The organism is Cryobacterium ruanii, from assembly GCF_004404055.1.
In the GTDB taxonomy this organism is placed as follows: Bacteria; Actinomycetota; Actinomycetes; order Actinomycetales; family Microbacteriaceae; genus Cryobacterium; species Cryobacterium ruanii.
Map to the genome: position 1 here is coordinate 343,700 of NZ_SOHK01000007.1, position 17,437 is coordinate 361,136.

A 17,437-nucleotide genomic window follows, 5' to 3' on the forward strand; every position below is an offset into this window, starting at 1 on the left:
GCGCAGGGTTGCTCGTCGGCCCACGCGCTGGTGAAGAGCTCGTTCGGTCCTCGGCATCCCGCGTGGGGGCTCTACCGGAACGCTTGGACTAGAGCGGCTCAGGCCGGTATCAATCGGGCCGGGCCGCTCTGTCTAGACGCTTTCCGTGTGTTCAACGACGAAATCAGCGCCGGGATAGACAATGCGCTCGTGTCGATCGTCGAACGCTACGAGGTACGGTGGTCCGCCGTCCATTCCTCGAACCTCGATAACCTCACCGCGACGATCCGGCCGTTCCACCGTTCTACCGCGAATGACAATCCGGTCTCCCACTGTGGCGCGCATTGCACTCACCTCCTGCGCGCAAAACTACGCGGGCAGCGGATGCCGCGCAAGGGCACCGGGGATCACTAATTGCCCGGCCAGTTTTGGACAGAAAAAAACCCCGGCGAACCGGGGCTTCCACTTAGGCAAATATTGTGTGGGCGATACTGGGATCGAACCAGTGACCTCTTCCGTGTCAGGGAAGCGCGCTACCGCTGCGCCAATCGCCCAAGCTTCTGGGAGTTGCATATTCTTCAGACCGTGCTCAAAGAATGGAGGTGGATACGGGATTCGAACCCGTGTTAACGGCTTTGCAGGCCGCTGCCTCGCCTCTCGGCCAATCCACCATGTGGTTTCGTACCATATGGGTTCCAACTAAATGAATTGGAACCGGCCTGAGGGCCGATTCCAGTTCATTCGAGCGGATGACGAGATTCGAACTCGCGACCCTCACCTTGGCAAGGTGATGCGCTACCACTGCGCCACATCCGCAACTGTTCGCATTTCTGCGTACTTGGAGACTCTAGCTGAATAGCGAGACGGAAACCAAACCGAGCCGTTTACGGCGTGTTGCGCAGTGTGGTGCCGATGGTTTGCGACCCGCGGGGGTGCGCCAGTACGACGGGAGTTGCGCCACCCGAGCAGCGGCTCAGCTTCGCGCTCCGTGACATTGTCTTCGGCCGGGTGGCACGCGCCGCACCCGTGTGCGGCGTCGATGTGCGGTGGCGCGCCTGTCTGGGCTAGTATCAAAAGTCGCAGGCAGCAACCTCGGTTGTTTCCTGCCTAAGATTTGGGCGATTGGCGCAGCTGGTAGCGCGCTTCCTTCACACGGAAGAGGTCGTGGGTTCAAGTCCCGCATCGCCCACAGGTAAAACAGCAGGTTAGAGGCCCTTTCTCAGAACAGCGGGAAAGGGCCTCTTCTGGTTCCACAAGCAAAACACAAACACTTTATTTACTCGCCCATGGTTCCGCGGCCTTGCCGAGCGCATCAGCAACGTTGTCGAGGTCGTCCTCAAACAGGTCGGCATACACGTCGAGGGTGACCGCTGCGGACGCGTGCCCGAGCATTCGCTGTACGGATTTCACGTTCGCACCAGCATGGATTGCAAGTGATGCAGCTGCGTGCCGGAGGTCATGCGGTGTGATGTTCGGGAACGGTTCGAACGATTCCCCCGCGGCGACCACTGACCGCGCCTCGTTCGCGTTCTCCACCGCTACTTGAAACGAGCGGTCACGCCAGTTGTTCAAACGGATTGGTCCGCCGCTACGACCCGGGAATACCAAGGCTGCACTGAGTCGTCCCGACGTAGCCTCTGTGACCAGAACTGTGACGAACGGCGGCATTGGCACGGAGCGGCGCCGCTTGCTCTTTGTCGGCCCCTCCTGCATGACACCGAGAACTTCCGTGACCGACGAGCGTACGTTCACCCGGCGTTTCGGTATGTCGAGGTCAGCAATAGTGAGGGCAGCGGCTTCTCCGAAACGCAGTCCCGTGTAGGCGAGGAAGATGACGAGCGTTCTGTGTTCTGGGTGTATCGCGCCCGCCAGCTCGAACACCTGCGCGTGCCCCAAGTACACGTTCTTCCGTGCACGTGATGACGGCATTTCAAGTTCTGACGCGACGTTCGCTGGTACCAGGCGAGCCGTCACGGCGATTCTCAGCGCCCCGCGCAGAACACCGACAGCCTTCTCGATGGTGGCACTTCCAGCCCCGTCATCGTCCATCTGCTGAATCCAGGCTTGAACGTCAGCGTTCCCCACGTCACCCACCGACCAGTCTGCCCACTTCGGCATTGCCCACTTCGACGCATGAAACCGACGTGTCGCCACGGTCGATGGAGACAGTGAGGCTGTGCGCGTCAGGTGCTCTGTGATGAGAGCGCCGACCTTGCGTTTGCGGGCGCTCTCCGCAATGAAGGTCCCGGCGTTCTTGTCGATGAGGGTCGCGGCTTCCCAAGCGGCGGCATCCCTCTTCGTTTTGAAGCCGCGTCGTTCAGTGGATTTGCCGGTTGGCTGACGGTACCGCACCATCCACCGGTCCCCGGATTTGGTCGTGTACTTTGCGAGCGAGGACATGTATTGAGCCTATCGACCGCTTCCGATGTGTTTGTACCAACAGTCACGGATGTGTTCTTTATCCGCCACGTACATGCAGTTCATGACGACTTTGAGAACGACGTACGAAACCCGCCGCAGGGGAACAGGTATGAATGCTTACCAAGCCCCCACTCCCCTGCTGACCGCGAAGGAAGCCGCCGTCTGGCTGGCAACGTCAGAGGCTGCGCTCTCCCAACTCCGTTACCGGAACGAGGGGCCGGCGTACGTTCAGCTGGGTCGCGCCGTCCGCTACCAGGTCGCCGACGTTCAAGCGTTCATTGACGCTGCTGTCGTCCGCACGAGTCGCTAGGGGAAACACGAAACGCCCCGCCCCGCACGAAGCAGGACGGGAACGTTTCGTTCAAGGTGGTGCTAGGCGGCCGGTGCGGTGACCGGCGTGGATGCCGGTGTCGCGGGGATGCCGTAGACAGGGTTGCGTGCCACCCCGAGCAGCCAGCCGAATGCGGGGACGCGCGTTGCCAGTGCCTGCACGCCGAGGTAATACAAGCTGCCGGCCAGCGCGCTGATGCCCAGCACAGCTTCAGCCTGAACGGCCGGCTCGAGGGCCAGGCCAATGCTAGCCAGCCATCCAGCGACGGCCCCAACAACTGTCGAGCAACTCGTAGTCGATGCGGTGCGAACAAAGCCAGCACTGTGCCTGCTCTGCTGCGAACCGCGCCCGGAACTCCCGGCGAATGAGTTTCCAACGGCGAGTGGAACGACCAGCGTTCTTCGCGACACCGGTCTGTTCCGCGGGCATCACGTAGTCCGTTCATGGTCCGTGAACCCGGCTGGTGTCAGAAGCGGCCGGTAGGGTGAAATCACTATCAGCCGGGGGATTTCGATGCAATTGATATTTGAGGTTTGCGCTCAGTGCGACGAGCGACATGCACTGCAGGCCAGCGGTGCCATGTCTATTCACACGACAGCCGCTGGTGAGCGTTGCGCAGGCGCACTGAATGAACCGGCAGCGCCGGTCGTCACGGCGCTGCCGGTAGTCGAAGCAACTGCGGTAACACCACGTAAAGCACCCAGCCGTTCAGTGCCCAGTCGAGTGCCAGTGGAGCCTCCCGTTGCGGTTGCCGAACCACCTTCCGAGACCTCGCAAGAAAGGGCAGTCAGACGGGAGGCTCAGCGCGAGGCGAGGTTCGCTCCGCGCAATACCCGTGAGATTGTCGACGCCGAGTTGGAAGCCGCATTCGAGGATGCCCGTGACGGGAAGCGACCTGCCAAGTTTGCACCTGGACCGATTGATAGAAGAATCTACGCAACCAACGGCGCACGCATAGTCAGAGGCGGGCTGCCGACCCTCGGTCGCAATAGATAGCTGTGGATGGTACGGGCGCCACGGGGAGCCAATACACGCCAGCGCAGAGGAGGAGCTGCTATGGCGCGGAGTTGCCTCAGCTTCGACCCGTGACGGCCGGCTTGACGTACACCCCGTTCGAGGCGCATAAGAATGGGGCGCACGGCCCGCGCAATGTCAGACGCGGGCGGTGCGGGTGACCGCTAAAGAACGGTCAGGCTTTGAAGGTCGAAGCCCTCGGGAGTCACGTCGAACACGAGAATGCCCGGGTCAGAATCGTCCCCGTTTCGGTGACGAAACCAGTCGCTCGAGTTATCCATGGTCGGTGCTTGAATCCACCATTTCGACTTGCCGGTGAAGGCACTGCGGCCAGTCGGCTCGATGCGAAGATGATGGCAATGGCCGGTCAGTAACAGGTCAGCATGAGCGAGGGATTGACCGCCGTGGGTATGCTTGGCCCAGAACGCAGGTGCGCCGCCGGGGCCGAATTGGTGGCCGTGGGTGACGCCGAGACCGACGCCGAACAAGTCGAGCACGAGGCTCTCATCCCAGTCCGCCGGAAGGTGCCACTGCGCGCGCAGTTTCGAAGCCGCGGCCAGGCGCTGTACTTGACGGTGAACATGGAGGCCGAGGTCATCGGCAGGCTTGCCCAAGTTCTGTTTGCCGGCTCTCCATCCCGTGTGGTTGGACGGGACTGCCATAACGTCGAGCGGTGCGTGCCGTTGCAGCCACGACGGTGGTGTTGTTCGGTGTCAGCGGCGCGCGCGCCTTGCGGCGGGATGCGGCGGACAAGGCTGGCAGGTTGGTGTCAGCACTGTGACGGGCACGGACGGAGAACCTGTAGGCGGTGAGCCAGGTCTCGTCATACCGTTGCCAGCGTGACGTTCGGCACCGACAACCTCGACCAGCTGCGGGTCATGCCCATGCTCGATGCAGCATGTCAGAGAAGTCAATGAGGGGCTGACCCTCAACCCGGCGGGAAGTAATCTCGCCGGTGGCGCCGTCCCATGTTGCTGAGGCCGACCAGCCGGCGGGTGCCGGGCGGGTGACTGCGGCCTGTGTGATGTTCTCGAAGGCCATCAGACTGCGCTCCCGATGAACTCACGTTCTCCGAAGCAATTGGAGTCGAACGGGAGCGACTCGCAGCTGCAAATTTGCTGTCTGTGTTTTGACACGGAGTTATAGCCGATGGAGCGCGGTCCGAACTCGCTCCGGATAGCTGCCAGAATCGCGCCGGTATTCAGAGCGCGGGTCGGGGCGACAAGCGCTCGGTTCAAGTTCAGTGCCGACTGTGCGTCCAGGCCGGCAATGAGGCGACCGAGAATGCAAAGTGGAGCTGGTCTGGGTTCTAGTAGTGCTGCAAACATGATGTGCCTTCCTCAGTCGCCCCTCCGGACGACTTGCCCCGGCATGGGGGCTGATGGGGATGCAGCATCCAGCTGCATGCGCGGGTGGCTCTGGGCAAGCCAGAACGGTTCGCGTGCGCCGGCGTGGTCCGTATACATCAAGGGTGGGCGGACTGCCGGTTAGAACCGTGCTGACTTAATCACAGAACGACACCGGAGCCGGGTGGCTGGGGTGTCGCGTTACTTAGGTATCAGTTAAGGCCGCTGGGTTTTGCAACGTCACGCCGAAAGTTTCTTCGACGTAGTCATCGACTGGTCCCCTTGAGCACCGGAATGTTCCCGGAATCTTCCAGCATATGTTCCCTGAGCCGGGAAGATTCTTCCCTCCGGGCGAGCTACGGACGTACTTGTCATTCACTTCGAGCAGGAACCCGAATGCAGCAACGCCGCCAATCAGATACCCGGCACCGTTACAGGGAACATTTCGGGAAGATTCAGCTAAAAAACGGGAACATTTCGGGAACACTATTTTCTAAAAATAGGTCAACTTCCCCGTCTTACCGGGGCAAAAGGAAGAAAGGAGAGTTTGGAACCTTTTTGAGATTCTTTTTAATACAGCTGTGCTGTATGCACTTAGGTCCCCCAGTTTTAGCTGGCGGCCAAATAATCTTCCAAACTCTCCTTTCTTCCCGACCGGCGTGAAGACGACCGCCCCACGTCGTCCGAACAACCATGCGCCGGCAGGTATTTGGCAAGCCCGCGTACATCACTGCTAGAGGTCGCAAACAGGGTCCAAAAAGATTCTCAAAAAACTTTCCCACTTTTTGCCTCGTTCGCACCTCTACATAGTGAAGGCATCAAACCCCGACATTGCAGCACTGACACTCACCCACACAGAACCCGCCTAACCAGCACCCATATGCGGAACCCCCGTCACGGAGGATTCCCTCCCTGGCCTAAAGCGCCGCCATATGCGGCCCCCTTGGTTAGGAACCAACAACATGAATTCCATCACTACAGTCCCAGTCATCATCAGCCCGTCTGTTGCTGGCATCAGCGTCACGCAGCTCGACCCCTCTCTGCCGACACAGCGCCTCGACCCCGCGCACGCCGAATACCTCGCTGTTCGCGGGGTGTCACCGCTTGTTGCCCAGGCGCGTGGATACGCGTCCTGCTCCCCCATCCCGCTGCCGGTTGATTCGCCGAATGAAGGCCCGATTCAGCACCGTGGTTGGAGCCGCGCGCAGGTTGAGGCATTCCACGAATTCAACCCGGAAACTGGTCGTTCGGTCCGCGCGCTCATCATCCCGTTGTTCAACGGCGTCGACGCTGAACCGGTCAATGACCAAATTCGCCTCGATGTCCCCCGCCGGGTCATCGACATGGAAGCAACCGCGAAGGCCAACCCAGCGCCGAAGGCCGGGAAGGACGGCGTTATCCCGGCCTCGACTAAAAAAGAACGCACCCTCTACAGGACGTTGAAATTTGAGGTTCCTGCATTTGAGGGTGCAGAGGCTGCTATGGACGGCCGCCAGTTTGGTGGACCTGCTGGTCCGGCCGGCAACTCTACGGTCCGCGGCTCCGACGAGGACCAGCTGCCCGTCGATATCAACCCGCTGGCGAACGCATGGGTCGACGACATCAGCGTCCCCGTCCTGCTGACAGAGGGCATCCCGAAGGCCGACGCGGTTCTGTCTGAGGCCTTGCGCACCGGTGTTCGCATCCTGCCTCTGGCGCTGACCGGGGTGACCATGGGGTACCACGGTGCCGGCACGGAACTCAACCCGACCGACGCGCCGGTGCTCGTTGCTGAAACTCTCGGGCGCATCCCTTGGGCGGGCCGCACCGTCTACCTGGCGTTTGACGCTGACTGGGCCACGAACAAAATGGTCAAAAGCGCCCTTACGACGACGGCCAAACTGCTGACCGACGCGGGTGCCGTCGTCAACATGGTCTGCATCCCGGCGACGAAGTCTGACCCGAAGCGCGGCATCGACGACTACCTGACGGCAGCACGTTCTGCCGGTGCGGTCGCACCGCTCACCGCGCTGCTCAACGACATGACGCTGAACCCGGCTCAGGCCGAATCACTAACCCGCTACTTCTCCGCGGATGACACCGGTAGAGGCGACCGGCTTGCCGCGGAGTGCATTGCCCAGCGCGATGCCCTGTTCAACGTGGACAGCGGGACTTGGATGCGTTGGAACGGCGCTATCTGGGACCGCCGCAGCGAGGCGCTGCTCATCCGCCGCGCGATGGAGCTCACCGAACGTGACGCTGACAACCAGGAGAACTACCGTGCGTCCCGCGGCAGTCGCGCCCTGCACGCGGCTGTCAACCTCGGCTCCACGCATCCTGACGTTGCCGCGAACGAACTCGACTTCGACTTAGACCCGAACCTGTTCAACGTAGCTAACGGCGTAGTTGACCTGCTGACCGGCGACCTGCTTCCTCATGACCGTGCGTTCAGAATGACCAAGCAATCCGACACTGTCTACGACGCGGCAGCTAAGGCCCCGACGTTCTTCGCGTTCCTGGAAGAAACGTTCGGCGGCGACAAAGAACTCATCGCCTATGCACAGCGCGCGTTCGGCAGCGCACTGTTCGGTGAGGTCCGGTCGGAGTTCGCAATTTTCTGCACCGGCTCCGGCCGGAACGGTAAAGGCGCGCTTCTGGCGGCGCTCTCGTTCGCGATGAGCAATGACTACGTCGCGACGTTGAACGCGAATATCTTGCTCGGCGAGACGAGCGACGAGGCGATGGCAGAGCTGAATGGCAAGCGCCTCGCTGTTCTGCAGGAGACGAAACCCGGGCAGTCAATTGATACCGCTGCGCTCAAGCGCATTGCATCCGGCGACCCTATCTCCGCACGAAAACTGTTCCAGGACCGATTCACCTTCAAACCGTCTCACACGACGGTGTTCGCTACGAACCACTTGCCGACCATCTCCGAACAGGACCGCGGAACTTGGCGCCGTATCAAGCCCGTGCCGTTCAACAACCAGGTTGCGGACGACGCGGAGGACGCCGCGCTCGGTGGCATGTTGCAGCTCGAAGCCGCCGGCATCCTCGCTTGGCTTGTTCGCGGTGCTATGTCGTTCCGCGAGGACGGGCTAGGTAGCTGCAAAGTCGTAGACGCGCTGCTCGAGTCCTACAAGAAGAGTGGTGACACCCTCGGGCAGTTTCTGGAAGAGCGTTGCGTCGTTGATGACAATGCCACCAAGAACGTCCCGTTCGCAGAGCGCTCGAAGACGGCCGCCTCGCGTGCAAACCGTTCAATGACCTACCGGGCCTTCCAAGAATTCTGCTTGGAGAACGGGTTGCGTTCTTGGACGCAGCGAGCACTGGTCGCCGCTCTCGGTGAGCGCGGCATCGTCGACCGCCTGGAGCCAGCCGTCAAGGAGGGCGGGGCCTGGTTCTGGACCGGGTTCAAGCTCGACGCGTCCAATGAATCCAACAAGCGGCACTTCCTGCCGTACTAGCGCCACCGCGGGGCGGCTGCAACTTTCTAGCCGCCCCGCGTACCTCCCGTACGTAGCAATAAAACCGCAGGTCAACCGACAAGCGGAACGCACAACCTTTTTGGAGAAACCTCATGTCCACCTCAATCCCCACCCGCATCGTGTCCCCTCGTGAAATCACGTCCGCCGAAGCTCGCCTGGCAATGAAGCGCAGCTTCGAACTCAATCCGACACGCACCACGTACCTGTTCTCAAGCCCGCTGCCGAGCGTGACTAATCCGATTGAGTTCCGGCGGATACGAACGACACCGACCGCCGCGTAACCAGCCTCACCGCAGGGGCGGCGAACTCACTCTCGTTGCGCAGGTCAGCGTTCACACGTCATCGGACACGGCCACCCTGACCGATGCCGAACGCGCGACCCTCACTGCGACAGGTGTCACCGCTGCTGTCGCAGCGTTCACCGCGGCCCTTGGCGACGTTGCGGAACACGCCTGGTTCGAGGTCGTCGGTCGTGACTCTGACCGGGTCCAATTGTTCATTGACGAGCGCGTCGCCATGACTGACGACGAGGTCCACGACCTCGCATGGCGGACGGCTGCGTCGGTCATCTGCGACAACCGTGCGACAGTCCGCGTCAACGCCTCGCTCTAGCACCACCGGGCGGCTGGCACCTACGTCAGCCGCCCTCAACCCGCACGACCAACTCATTGGAGAAACATCGTGTCAACACTCACGCTCGACTTCACATCAACCGCCATCATCTCGTTCGGCGCAACCGGTTCCACGGCGGCAGCTGTCACGGTCAGCATCTGGCTGCCGTCCGTCACCGACGACACCATCGAACAGGCAGCGAACGCAGTGTCGACCGACGCCGCGGTGGTTGCTATCGCGCACAGCCGGCTGACGGTCGAGGCGCGTCGCGCTCTGAACGCCGCGTCCGATATTGCTTATGGCGCGGTCGAAGACGCTGTCGCCGCGTCTGGCCTCACGGTCGGTGGAACACGCAACCACGAGTCGATGCTCTGGCTCGATGTCGTGACCATCAGAGGTGTTTCGAATCTGAAACTGCGCGGCCTTGTGCCCATCCCCGCCGCGGCAATTGCGACGGCTGTAGGCGCTTCGATTACCAGAAGCTTCCACGTCACGGTATCGGCGTTCGGCAGCACTTCCCTCTAACAACACCGGGCGGCTGACACCAACGCCAGCCGCCCTCAACACGCACGACCAACTCATTGGAGAAACAAATGTCATTCGAATACGCCACCGCCACCCCATGCGCCGTAACCCACCGTCTGGTTCCCGATGCCGAAGCGCCCGCCGCGACACGCGGTGCTCTCTGCGAAGCATGTTACCGAGGGCTTGCCAGCAACCTCGCACGTGCCGGGTCGGTCGCCGAACATGTAGCCACCCAGATTATCCCGTCGGTCAAGGCAGTCGATGCCGCCGGTTCATCGGGCGGGTCGAGCGGTAGCTCCGAGGCCCGTCCCCCAATAAATTTGAGGGCCGTCCATGTCGCAGACGAACTTTTTGGGACAGTCGCAAGGTTCTGCCAGGAGCTTGCAGCCGCATATAAGGAGTCAGCGCCTGCGGCGCCGCGTCACGCACGTCGAACAGCACGTGGAGAACTTGTCGCCCTTCCCGCAGGACTCACCCCTGACGGGGTGCATCAAGCCGTTGCGTTGCAGGCTCGCTGGCTCGCCGACCGTATCGACCGTATTGCTGCACCGCGTGACTCGGCGCTCATGGAGCTGCTTGTGTTCGTCGTGACCGACGTGCGAAGCGCTGTGTCCGGCTCCCTCGCCGCGTTCCCTCAGGAGGCACGCGCCAGCTACAGCGAACTCCCACACCCCGGGTGCGGCGGACGCGTCGCCACGTTCCCGCCGCTGCGGGCCGGCGATGCCGCTGCGGTGCAGTGCGAACGTTGTGAAGCTGTTCTCGACGAGGTCGAGTGGGAGCGCAGTTTGGTCATGGCAGGTGCGGAGGCCACGTCACCACGTGGGCGTGAAGCCGCGAGCATCATGCGGCACCTGAACCGTAAGCTCCTCAACGCGGCGGCTTAGTCTCTGAACCGCAACACCAGCCCCGCCGGGACCCGAAACCGGCGGGGCTTTTGCATGCCCCGATTAGGGACGGGTGGGAGCAAATGGATTCAGCGGCGGCATGGGCGGTAAACGGGCTGACCTCAATCGTGAATGACCTCGCTTTGTAGCGCATACCTCGGTACCTAAAACAAATCCCCAGGTCACGACAGCTTTTGCACCCCCCGCGTACATAGCGGTCATGACAGGTAACCAGCACAACCCAGTCCCCCGTGTCACCCGTGAGCAAGAGGCCGCATGGCACGCGGCTGCCACCCTAGGCCGCGCCTCTGCGCTCTCGCTAGAGGCGATAGAACACCACGCGCTACGGACGCTCACAGCCCGCACCCTGTTGCGTGAGGCGGCGGCTGGCCGCGCCGCTGAGGCCGCATTCACGGCAGCGTACGACGGTCTGTGCATCAACGCCGCCGCGCGCGTTCGAGGTCGCGGTGTCGACTTAGAAGACCTGATTCAGGAGGCTCGACTCGCACTCGTCCGGGCGACACGTCGGTTCAAGCTGGAGCTGGGATTCGCCTTTGCCACTTATGCGGTTCCGTTCGTGGCTGGAGCTTTGTCCAACCACATTCAGGCTGCTGGCCGCGTCATCCGACTACCCAAAGATGTCCACTCCGAGCTCGCTCGCCTGCGCCGCGTGACCGAGACGCTGACGACACAGTGGGGTCGCGAACCGACCAGACGCGAGCTTGCTCTGACCCTCGGTTGCGAACCGGAGCGCATCACTGAGTTGGAGAACTGGGTAGCACCGACGGGTGTCATCACTGAGGCAATGGAGGAGACGGTCTCCGACCCGACTGCCGCCGACGTGGACACCGCTCTGACCGATGCGGCCGCGGTGCTCGCCATGCTCGAACCGGTTACCGGGCGGGCGCGTGAGGTGCTCGAGTTGCGCTTCGGCTTGGCCGGCGGTTGGCCGATGACGCAGGAAGAAGTAGGTGCTGTTCTGGGCATCAGCCACCAATCCGTGTCGGCAGCTGAGGCACGCGGTTACGCAGCTATCAAGGCGCCGAGTTGTGCCTCGACAGCTTTCTGAGCGCCCCGCGTACACGCCTCATATAGGGCCGCAAAAAGATTCTCAAAAAACTTTCCCGTTTTTCCCGCGCTCACCTCTACAGGGTGAGAGACAAAATACCTCCCCGGCCAACCGGTCCGGGGAGCAGCAACAAACAAACGTCCTGGAGGACACAATGAATTTTCGTCAAGGCTCATTCGGCACAGTTTTCAACTCGGTCCGCTATTCAAACGGCAGCATGTTCGCGGTGGTCGTCGCGCCCATCGGCGCGGCGATATACCTCATCCGCGGCTACTGACAGAACCGGTTCATCTGTCCCCATGACCGTAATGGTTCGCGGTCATCTCCAACCCAGTTCCATGCCACGCGTACGGGAACGGCTCGGCGCTGGTGACGCTCTCTTGACCGAGGGCTAGGTCGAGTACCGGCATGTTCACAGCCGCAGCGAGTTCGCGCTCGAGTCCAAAATCGACCTGGAGTCACGAATGTACCCGGCGAGTGTGTCCTTCACAGGGCTGCTACTGGTTGGTGTCGGCGTCTACGGAGAGCGGGCGTGGGCTCACCGCTAGAACGCACCGCCCCGTGTATCGTCCCAGTACTCGATTTGAAGTCCAGGGATTTCCTGTCTCGCCCGTGCGACCACCATGCGCTGGCTCGACGCCGGAAATCCAACCATTTCCGGAGAGAAGCGCCAGTAGTCTTCATCTGATTTGAAGGTCAAAATGCCGACATCGCGCGCATCGTTTAAGTGGTCAATCACCTCAGTCACATCGTCTGCGGCGTGCGCCACGAGCCGCTCCATCGCCCAGAGGATGTCTAGTGGGATGGCTTCCGTTCCAGCCTCCCATTTCTTGACCGATTCCTCCTCAACGCTCAACACCTCAGCCAGCGAGCCGACCGAGTGACCCAGCATCTCCCGAACAACACGCAGCTCAGCAGAGGTCATCAAGTCTTCATCGAAGGGAACAAGGTCCTGTGTGCTGTAGACAATAGAGAGACCCGGGACTTCTGCGGCGATGCGTGCCATCAGGCCACGATTCCACGAGGCAGAAAATGGTCGCATGTCCGGCGCGTCTTTCCAAAAGTCTGCATCGTTCCTATAGGTCAATATGCCCACATCAGCCATATCGTTGAGTCGCTTGACGTTCATCTCAAGGTTGTACTGAGTGAGTTCTTCGATATCGCGAATCTTCAGGGCGACAGCATTCGGGACTTCGACTTGTCCGCTCTCCCACTTCTGGACGTCGGTGAGCTCCACATTGAGGACTTCCGCCAACGTGATGAGCGAAAGCTTTAGGTATTCGCGCTTCACCCGAAACTCAGCCGAGCGGAGAATTGTCATGAGGCTGCTCCTGCAGTGAGCAGGCGGCCGTTCGCCGTTGTGGTGGAAATCGGACTCTTATTCGTGTCTTTCGCATTCATTATTGGTCTCTTCGTTTCGGTTGAATGACGACCGCCAGAGTGCGGTGGTACACCCTACCTATGTGCGGTCCTATGAAGAGGGAGCGACGTCAAGTGCTCGATGGCAGCAGACTCCTGCGTGATTCCAAGGAATTCAGGCATGTAACCGATAGAAACTGGCTTAAGTATCGAGCGTTGATGCCCGTCTCAAAACATGCTCATCCGTGACGCGCACCCATGCCCCTTCGGTGTGAATTTTTGAAATCTCCACGACGTCTAATTCTCCTCGAGCCACACGTGCATAGATGGTGCTCGTGCTGACGCCAAGAATGCGAGCCGCGTCAGGTACAGAGACACCGGGAAGGTCAGCGGGCTTGAAGCCAGGTCGAGTCTTCTTCGCTGTTCTTGCCCCAGGTTTCTTCGTCGTTTCTGAGTTACGGCGCGCACGGGACTGCCTGGAAACTTCCGCTGCCTGTTTCGGACTCCATCGCCCCTGCGCTTCACCTGCTGACTCAAGTCCGGCCAGTTTTGCAATCTGCTCCCAAGTCAGCCCGCGGCCGACCAACGCCTCAGCCAAGTTTCGAGCCTCAATGGCGAGTAGTAACTGGAGTCGCGCAAGCCGATGCAGGGCCTCCTGCTGCTGAGGCCGAACCACCATGCCCGAGGGAGTTTCGGCCGGTTCCAGCATCGCGAATGCCGCCTGGGCGTCCGCAAGGAGTTTGTGAATACTGGCCATGCCTCAAGGCTACCGGCGCCTATTTAAGTCGAAGCCACAGATTTTAGCGATTGCACTCCAGCGCACGTGCTCACTGACGTGGATACGCTCCGCGGGCATAGGGGCGGCAGACGCAATCTGCGACGCGGTGCGGGGTGGGCGTTCCAATTGCCAGTACCACTGGCCTGGAGCCACCACGTCTATGACACAGACCTTGGCGAAAAATCCTTCAGACTGCCGCGCATTGGTAAGTGGATAGGCGAACAAACTTCAACATCCTGTTGGAGTTCAGCCGATACTCTGAGGTAACACTCGGAACTTCGCTTGGGGCGGAATCGCTGATACGAGAAGGAACACCACTATGAACATCGACCTCTCAGATGAGATTCCGACGCCACAGCCCGGTGTCTTCACTCGTCTCCGCACCGCTTTCACCGCTCAGACCACGAAGGTGCGCGCCATCAGCAAGACTCGCAAGGTCATCCTCGCCAGCACCCTGGCTGCCACCCTTGTGGTCGGCGGGACGTTCGGCGGGTTCGCCGCTGTTGCCGCTGTGCAGGAAGCGGCGCACACCAGCGCCCTCACCGCACACCAGGACGCAACGGTCACACTCGCCGCGGCGCTGAAGAGCGACGCGCAGGCTGACACCGACCTGACCGCTGAACTTGCTGCCGCCTCAGTTCTTGACGCACAGGTTCTCGCTCTCGTAGCCGCGACCGACGGGCTGGTGGACGCGGAAGCCCGCGCCGCCCTCGAAGCCGCGCGGGTTGAACTGACTGCAACCGCCACTGACATCGCCACCGCCCAGGGACTTGACCTGGCAACCGGCGCCGTCATCGAAACCGTCAGCGTCCCGAAGGCCCCGTCGGTCAAGGACACTGCGACGACCGACAGCATCCTCGAGTCCACCGTCGCCGTGGAGAAGCTCACGACTGCCGCTGGCACGGAACTGAAGAGCGTCACCGCGCTGTCCGCTGACCTCACGGCCGCCACGAACAGTGTGACCGACACGTTCCCCGCTCTCACGGAGTCTGTCGCCACAGCCGGTCAGGCACGCCTTGACACCACCCCGTCGGCCGGCGCCCCTGAACGTGACGCTCTCGCAGCAGCTATCGCCGCTGTTCTCGACGACTCAGACGCGCTCACCGCGCTGACCGTCTACACGACCGCTGCCGCAGCAACCACCGCATCACACGAAGCCGCAGTAGCAGCCGAAGCAGCAGCCGCCGCACAAGCCGCCGCCGACGCAGCAGCACGCGCCACAGCACCCCGCAGCTACACCGGCGGCGGCTCTGGTGCAGGCAAAAGCAGCGGCGGCGGAAGCAGCTCAGGTGGCGGTGCGGCCGCGGGTGGTGGGGCAGCTACAGGTGGCGACGCCCCGGTAGCAGGCGGTGGCGGAGGAAGCTACCTCACCGGCGACCAGCCGTGGTACCCGCTGCAGGTTCGACCCGGTGGACTCCCGTGCAGTGGTTCCGGGGGCGGTCAGGAAGTGACCTATGGAAGCACGCTAATGCCGCCAACCGATGCCTACAGCACGAGCACCTATGAAATCGCAGGCTACGGCTGGGGCATCACATGGACTTGCAGCCACGGCTGGTAACAACTCCCGCAATCTAGCCTCGTTCCCTCACGGGTGCGAGGCTAGATTCGTTGATGGGCCGTGGTTGCGTGAGTGCTGGTGAGAGCCGGTGTCTCAACCGTGTGTGCTTCAACCATGTGGGGCATGGGAGCTACGGCGGTGAGCGGCTTGATGAACAGGTTGAGTGCGGTGGATATTAGAACGTTCATAGCGATGCGCCTTTCTCATTCGAGCACCAGCGGTGCCCGCTTTCTATGTGCCCCCGTTTACCAAATGGCAGTAGCGGCCTTGCGCCGCCTGTGAAATCGTATTCTCCCCAGACACCGCGCATAGATAGTGCATGGAGCATGAGGCGTTTGGCATTCAGCTATCTTCCGCGAGCGAAAGCGTCGGGTCGCTCATCGTGCCTTTCATGACGAAAGCCGACGCTATTTTTCACGGGAGGTTGGTCGTCGGCGCCCAAGAAGGAATTCGTTTCGCACTCATGCACCGACCCTCTCCCACCGACGCGTGGCGCAGCATCGAGAACAGCACGGCCGGTATGGGCGCTGCCGAGGTGGCACGGTCGTGGTGACCGACTACGGCGCCTCGACACCGGAAGAATATGCCCGTCGGCTCACGGCTCTGACCGCCGCCTCGTGGAACGGGGAGTTGTCCGGGCTGCCAATGCCGGCTGACACGAGGGAGTTTGCAATGCGGCACGTCCGTGGCGAAATCAGCATGGAAGAACTCATCGCGCTAGTCAAAGGCCAGGCGCTTGAAGACCTCAGACAGGAGCGGGAATGACCGGCGGCGGTATCTCCGATGAGGAGCGGCAGTCGCGCTTGGAATCGTGGGAGTCAGCGTCGTGGAACCAATTCTTGTCGAGCGGCATCCCGCTCAGCGCGGATGCGAACGCACATGCAATGCGGTGGGTCAACGGGGAGGTCACGCGTGCCGAGCGGGCAGCTGAACTGCGCGCTGCCCGGGGCCTGCCGCCGGATTCAGAGGCCGAGTGACCCGCCAGAGTTGTTGCCGTCGAGCACGTCATTTTCTCGAACGTACGAGAGGAGGACCTTGACCGAAGTGTGTCGGCTTGTGCGCATGATGTCTGTCAAATTCACGCCCGCCCTATTTGCTGCCGTAATGTGCCCCGACCGTAGACCATGAACCGACAGCCCGGTCATGTCGACACCGGCCGCTCGTGCCCTCGATTTCAATATCAGATTCATGCTCTGCGGGGTCAGTGAACCGGCGAGGACAGAACCGGTCCGGCTGACCCTCGTGAAAACCGCATCATTCGTCGACCCTCCGCGGGCGCCCAACCAGATTCTTAATGCGCGAAGTGGACATGTTTCGTCGTTTTTGCCCGCCGGCAGGCCAATAATCACGCCCTCGCCGTTCTGGTCAGTTTTGCTGCGCTGGATACGGATGCGGACGCCGTCGACCGATAGGCGAACGTCGCGCCGCACCATCGCGGCCAACTCGCTGCGCCTCATAGCCGAAGCGAACCCGACCAACAGAATGGCGGCGTCCCTTTTGCCGGCAATGGTGCTCCGGTCCATGGAACTTAGAATCCTTTTGAGTTCCGAAAGTTCTATTGCCCTAGCCTGATGCGCCGGTGCGGTCCCTAGCTTCCTGCGTAATCCGGCCAGTACCGTCGACACCCCTCGTGAAGCACATGGGTCCCGGTGACCTTCCGAAAGATGGATGTCACGGATACTCGCGGCCGCAACGGTAACCGTTGACATCGAATGGTTCGACGCGAGTGTAACGAGGTACGCTGCGACAACGGCGGGCTCTGCAGGGACAGCCTGGTGTCCCTGCATTGCGCACCAGGCCGTAAATCCTCTGAGTGCACTTGCGTATGTGCGTCGGGTATTCGCAGACTTGCTTTCCAGTAGCGCAGCCTCGACGAGCAGGATTTGGGCTGGAGTTAGGTGAGTGCCGGCGACCGGTTCGAGTTGTTCCATGACCACTCTATGCGCGGTCGAGGTAGCGATAATGAAAAGCACAGTGAGTTATCGCTAAGGGGTGTTATAGATAGTGACCGCGCTGACATCGCCGGCCGGGTCGTGCAGCCTGCACCGATTGTGTCGCTACGGGTAGGCCGCGAGTATGGGGAAATTATTTTTGAGT

At 61.3% G+C, this 17,437-nt stretch carries 19 protein-coding genes and 4 tRNA genes; 13 read left to right on the top strand and 10 right to left on the bottom strand.

From position 1 onward, the window contains the following. Positions 1–132 precede the first annotated feature (132 nt). The 4 genes from E3T47_RS05060 to E3T47_RS05075 all read right to left on the bottom strand — a co-directional run bounded on the left by E3T47_RS05060 (position 133) and on the right by E3T47_RS05075 (position 795). Complete coding sequence (locus tag E3T47_RS05060; RefSeq protein ID WP_134554840.1) at positions 133–324, bottom strand: DUF1918 domain-containing protein; 192 nt, start codon at positions 322–324, stop codon at positions 133–135. 137 nt (positions 325–461) lie between these two features. Then, a tRNA-Val gene (locus tag E3T47_RS05065) sits at positions 462–533 on the bottom strand. Between the two features lie 43 nt (positions 534–576). Next, positions 577–650 (bottom strand) — tRNA-Cys (locus tag E3T47_RS05070). 73 nt (positions 651–723) lie between these two features. Next, a tRNA-Gly gene (locus E3T47_RS05075) sits at positions 724–795 on the bottom strand. Positions 796–1,095: 300 nt separating this feature from the next. On the opposite strand from E3T47_RS05075, the gene E3T47_RS05080 reads away from it, so the two are divergent. Continuing rightward, positions 1,096–1,168, top strand: a tRNA-Val gene (locus E3T47_RS05080). An 83-nt stretch (positions 1,169–1,251) separates the two neighbouring features. On the opposite strand, the gene E3T47_RS05085 is transcribed toward E3T47_RS05080, so the two are convergent. Next, positions 1,252–2,379, bottom strand: a complete 1,128-nt coding sequence (locus E3T47_RS05085) for a site-specific integrase (protein WP_134554842.1) — start codon at positions 2,377–2,379, stop codon at positions 1,252–1,254. Positions 2,380–2,509: 130 nt separating this feature from the next. Here E3T47_RS05085 and E3T47_RS05090 point away from each other — a divergent pair, with 130 nt between their 5' ends. Beyond that, positions 2,510–2,710 (top strand): helix-turn-helix transcriptional regulator, encoded by a 201-nt coding sequence (locus E3T47_RS05090; RefSeq protein WP_134554844.1) that lies wholly within the window; start codon positions 2,510–2,512, stop codon positions 2,708–2,710. Between the two features lie 62 nt (positions 2,711–2,772). On the opposite strand, the gene E3T47_RS15780 is transcribed toward E3T47_RS05090, so the two are convergent. Both E3T47_RS15780 and E3T47_RS05095 read right to left on the bottom strand, forming a co-directional pair. Continuing rightward, entirely contained in the window at positions 2,773–2,937 is a 165-nt protein-coding gene (locus tag E3T47_RS15780) for a hypothetical protein (RefSeq protein ID WP_166805614.1), read from the bottom strand. 972 nt (positions 2,938–3,909) lie between these two features. Continuing rightward, complete coding sequence (locus tag E3T47_RS05095; protein ID WP_134554846.1) at positions 3,910–4,359, bottom strand: hypothetical protein; 450 nt, start codon at positions 4,357–4,359, stop codon at positions 3,910–3,912. 1,694 nt (positions 4,360–6,053) lie between these two features. Here E3T47_RS05095 and E3T47_RS05100 point away from each other — a divergent pair. The 7 genes from E3T47_RS05100 (at position 6,054) to E3T47_RS16525 (ending at position 11,922) form a co-directional block, all read left to right on the top strand. Continuing rightward, entirely contained in the window at positions 6,054–8,534 is a 2,481-nt protein-coding gene (locus tag E3T47_RS05100; RefSeq protein ID WP_166805615.1) for a phage/plasmid primase, P4 family, read from the top strand. Positions 8,535–8,647: 113 nt separating this feature from the next. Continuing rightward, a complete protein-coding gene (locus E3T47_RS05105; RefSeq protein WP_134554849.1) occupies positions 8,648–8,836 on the top strand; it encodes a hypothetical protein in 189 nt (62 codons plus the stop codon). Further along, on the top strand, positions 8,796–9,167 hold the full coding sequence (locus E3T47_RS05110; protein WP_134554851.1) for a hypothetical protein: 372 nt from the start codon (positions 8,796–8,798) through the stop codon (positions 9,165–9,167). Before E3T47_RS05105 ends, E3T47_RS05110 begins: the two co-directional genes overlap by 41 nt. A 69-nt stretch (positions 9,168–9,236) precedes the next feature. Next, on the top strand, positions 9,237–9,692 hold the full coding sequence (locus tag E3T47_RS05115; protein WP_134554853.1) for a hypothetical protein: 456 nt from the start codon (positions 9,237–9,239) through the stop codon (positions 9,690–9,692). A gap of 485 nt (positions 9,693–10,177) precedes the next feature. Further along, positions 10,178–10,576 (top strand): hypothetical protein, encoded by a 399-nt coding sequence (locus E3T47_RS05120; protein ID WP_134554855.1) that lies wholly within the window; start codon positions 10,178–10,180, stop codon positions 10,574–10,576. Between the two features lie 220 nt (positions 10,577–10,796). After that, entirely contained in the window at positions 10,797–11,645 is an 849-nt protein-coding gene (locus E3T47_RS05125) for a sigma-70 family RNA polymerase sigma factor (RefSeq protein ID WP_134554857.1), read from the top strand. A gap of 154 nt (positions 11,646–11,799) precedes the next feature. Then, positions 11,800–11,922: a hypothetical protein gene (locus E3T47_RS16525; RefSeq protein WP_277871802.1), complete on the top strand. Its 123-nt coding sequence runs from the start codon at positions 11,800–11,802 to the stop codon at positions 11,920–11,922. Positions 11,923–12,189: 267 nt separating this feature from the next. Here E3T47_RS16525 and E3T47_RS05130 read toward each other — a convergent pair whose 3' ends face one another. After that, positions 12,190–12,966 carry an Aca2/YdiL-like domain-containing protein gene (locus E3T47_RS05130; RefSeq protein WP_134554859.1) on the bottom strand — a complete coding sequence of 259 codons (777 nt, stop codon included), beginning with the start codon at positions 12,964–12,966 and terminating at the stop codon, positions 12,190–12,192. Between the two features lie 240 nt (positions 12,967–13,206). Beyond that, positions 13,207–13,761 (bottom strand): helix-turn-helix transcriptional regulator, encoded by a 555-nt coding sequence (locus E3T47_RS05135; protein WP_134554861.1) that lies wholly within the window; start codon positions 13,759–13,761, stop codon positions 13,207–13,209. 340 nt (positions 13,762–14,101) lie between these two features. Between E3T47_RS05135 and E3T47_RS05140 the strand changes: the two genes are divergently transcribed. From E3T47_RS05140 to E3T47_RS05150, 4 genes are all read left to right on the top strand, one after another. Next, positions 14,102–15,340: a hypothetical protein gene (locus tag E3T47_RS05140; protein ID WP_134554863.1), complete on the top strand. Its 1,239-nt coding sequence runs from the start codon at positions 14,102–14,104 to the stop codon at positions 15,338–15,340. Positions 15,341–15,731: 391 nt separating this feature from the next. Next, a complete protein-coding gene (locus E3T47_RS15785) occupies positions 15,732–15,893 on the top strand; it encodes a hypothetical protein (protein WP_166805616.1) in 162 nt (53 codons plus the stop codon). Further along, on the top strand, positions 15,887–16,105 hold the full coding sequence (locus tag E3T47_RS05145) for a hypothetical protein (RefSeq protein WP_134554865.1): 219 nt from the start codon (positions 15,887–15,889) through the stop codon (positions 16,103–16,105). The genes E3T47_RS15785 and E3T47_RS05145 overlap by 7 nt, the downstream gene beginning before the upstream one ends. Beyond that, positions 16,102–16,317 carry a hypothetical protein gene (locus tag E3T47_RS05150; RefSeq protein WP_134554867.1) on the top strand — a complete coding sequence of 72 codons (216 nt, stop codon included), beginning with the start codon at positions 16,102–16,104 and terminating at the stop codon, positions 16,315–16,317. The genes E3T47_RS05145 and E3T47_RS05150 overlap by 4 nt, the downstream gene beginning before the upstream one ends. On the opposite strand, the gene E3T47_RS16285 is transcribed toward E3T47_RS05150, so the two are convergent. Continuing rightward, positions 16,303–17,271, bottom strand: coding sequence for a tyrosine-type recombinase/integrase (locus E3T47_RS16285; RefSeq protein ID WP_134554869.1), 969 nt, complete (start codon positions 17,269–17,271; stop codon positions 16,303–16,305). The genes E3T47_RS05150 and E3T47_RS16285 overlap by 15 nt on opposite strands. Positions 17,272–17,437 lie beyond the last annotated feature (166 nt).

Coding starts and splice junctions, on each gene's coding strand:
- E3T47_RS05060 (WP_134554840.1), bottom strand. CDS start 324: ATGCGCGCCACAGTGGGAGACCGGATTGTCATTCGCGGTAGAACGGTG.
- E3T47_RS05085 (WP_134554842.1), bottom strand. CDS start 2,379: ATGTCCTCGCTCGCAAAGTACACGACCAAATCCGGGGACCGGTGGATG.
- E3T47_RS05090 (WP_134554844.1), top strand. CDS start 2,510: ATGAATGCTTACCAAGCCCCCACTCCCCTGCTGACCGCGAAGGAAGCC.
- E3T47_RS05100 (WP_166805615.1), top strand. CDS start 6,054: ATGAATTCCATCACTACAGTCCCAGTCATCATCAGCCCGTCTGTTGCT.
- E3T47_RS05105 (WP_134554849.1), top strand. CDS start 8,648: ATGTCCACCTCAATCCCCACCCGCATCGTGTCCCCTCGTGAAATCACG.
- E3T47_RS05125 (WP_134554857.1), top strand. CDS start 10,797: ATGACAGGTAACCAGCACAACCCAGTCCCCCGTGTCACCCGTGAGCAA.
- E3T47_RS16525 (WP_277871802.1), top strand. CDS start 11,800: ATGAATTTTCGTCAAGGCTCATTCGGCACAGTTTTCAACTCGGTCCGC.
- E3T47_RS05130 (WP_134554859.1), bottom strand. CDS start 12,966: ATGACAATTCTCCGCTCGGCTGAGTTTCGGGTGAAGCGCGAATACCTA.
- E3T47_RS05135 (WP_134554861.1), bottom strand. CDS start 13,761: ATGGCCAGTATTCACAAACTCCTTGCGGACGCCCAGGCGGCATTCGCG.
- E3T47_RS05140 (WP_134554863.1), top strand. CDS start 14,102: ATGAACATCGACCTCTCAGATGAGATTCCGACGCCACAGCCCGGTGTC.
- E3T47_RS15785 (WP_166805616.1), top strand. CDS start 15,732: ATGACGAAAGCCGACGCTATTTTTCACGGGAGGTTGGTCGTCGGCGCC.
- E3T47_RS05150 (WP_134554867.1), top strand. CDS start 16,102: ATGACCGGCGGCGGTATCTCCGATGAGGAGCGGCAGTCGCGCTTGGAA.
- E3T47_RS16285 (WP_134554869.1), bottom strand. CDS start 17,271: ATGGAACAACTCGAACCGGTCGCCGGCACTCACCTAACTCCAGCCCAA.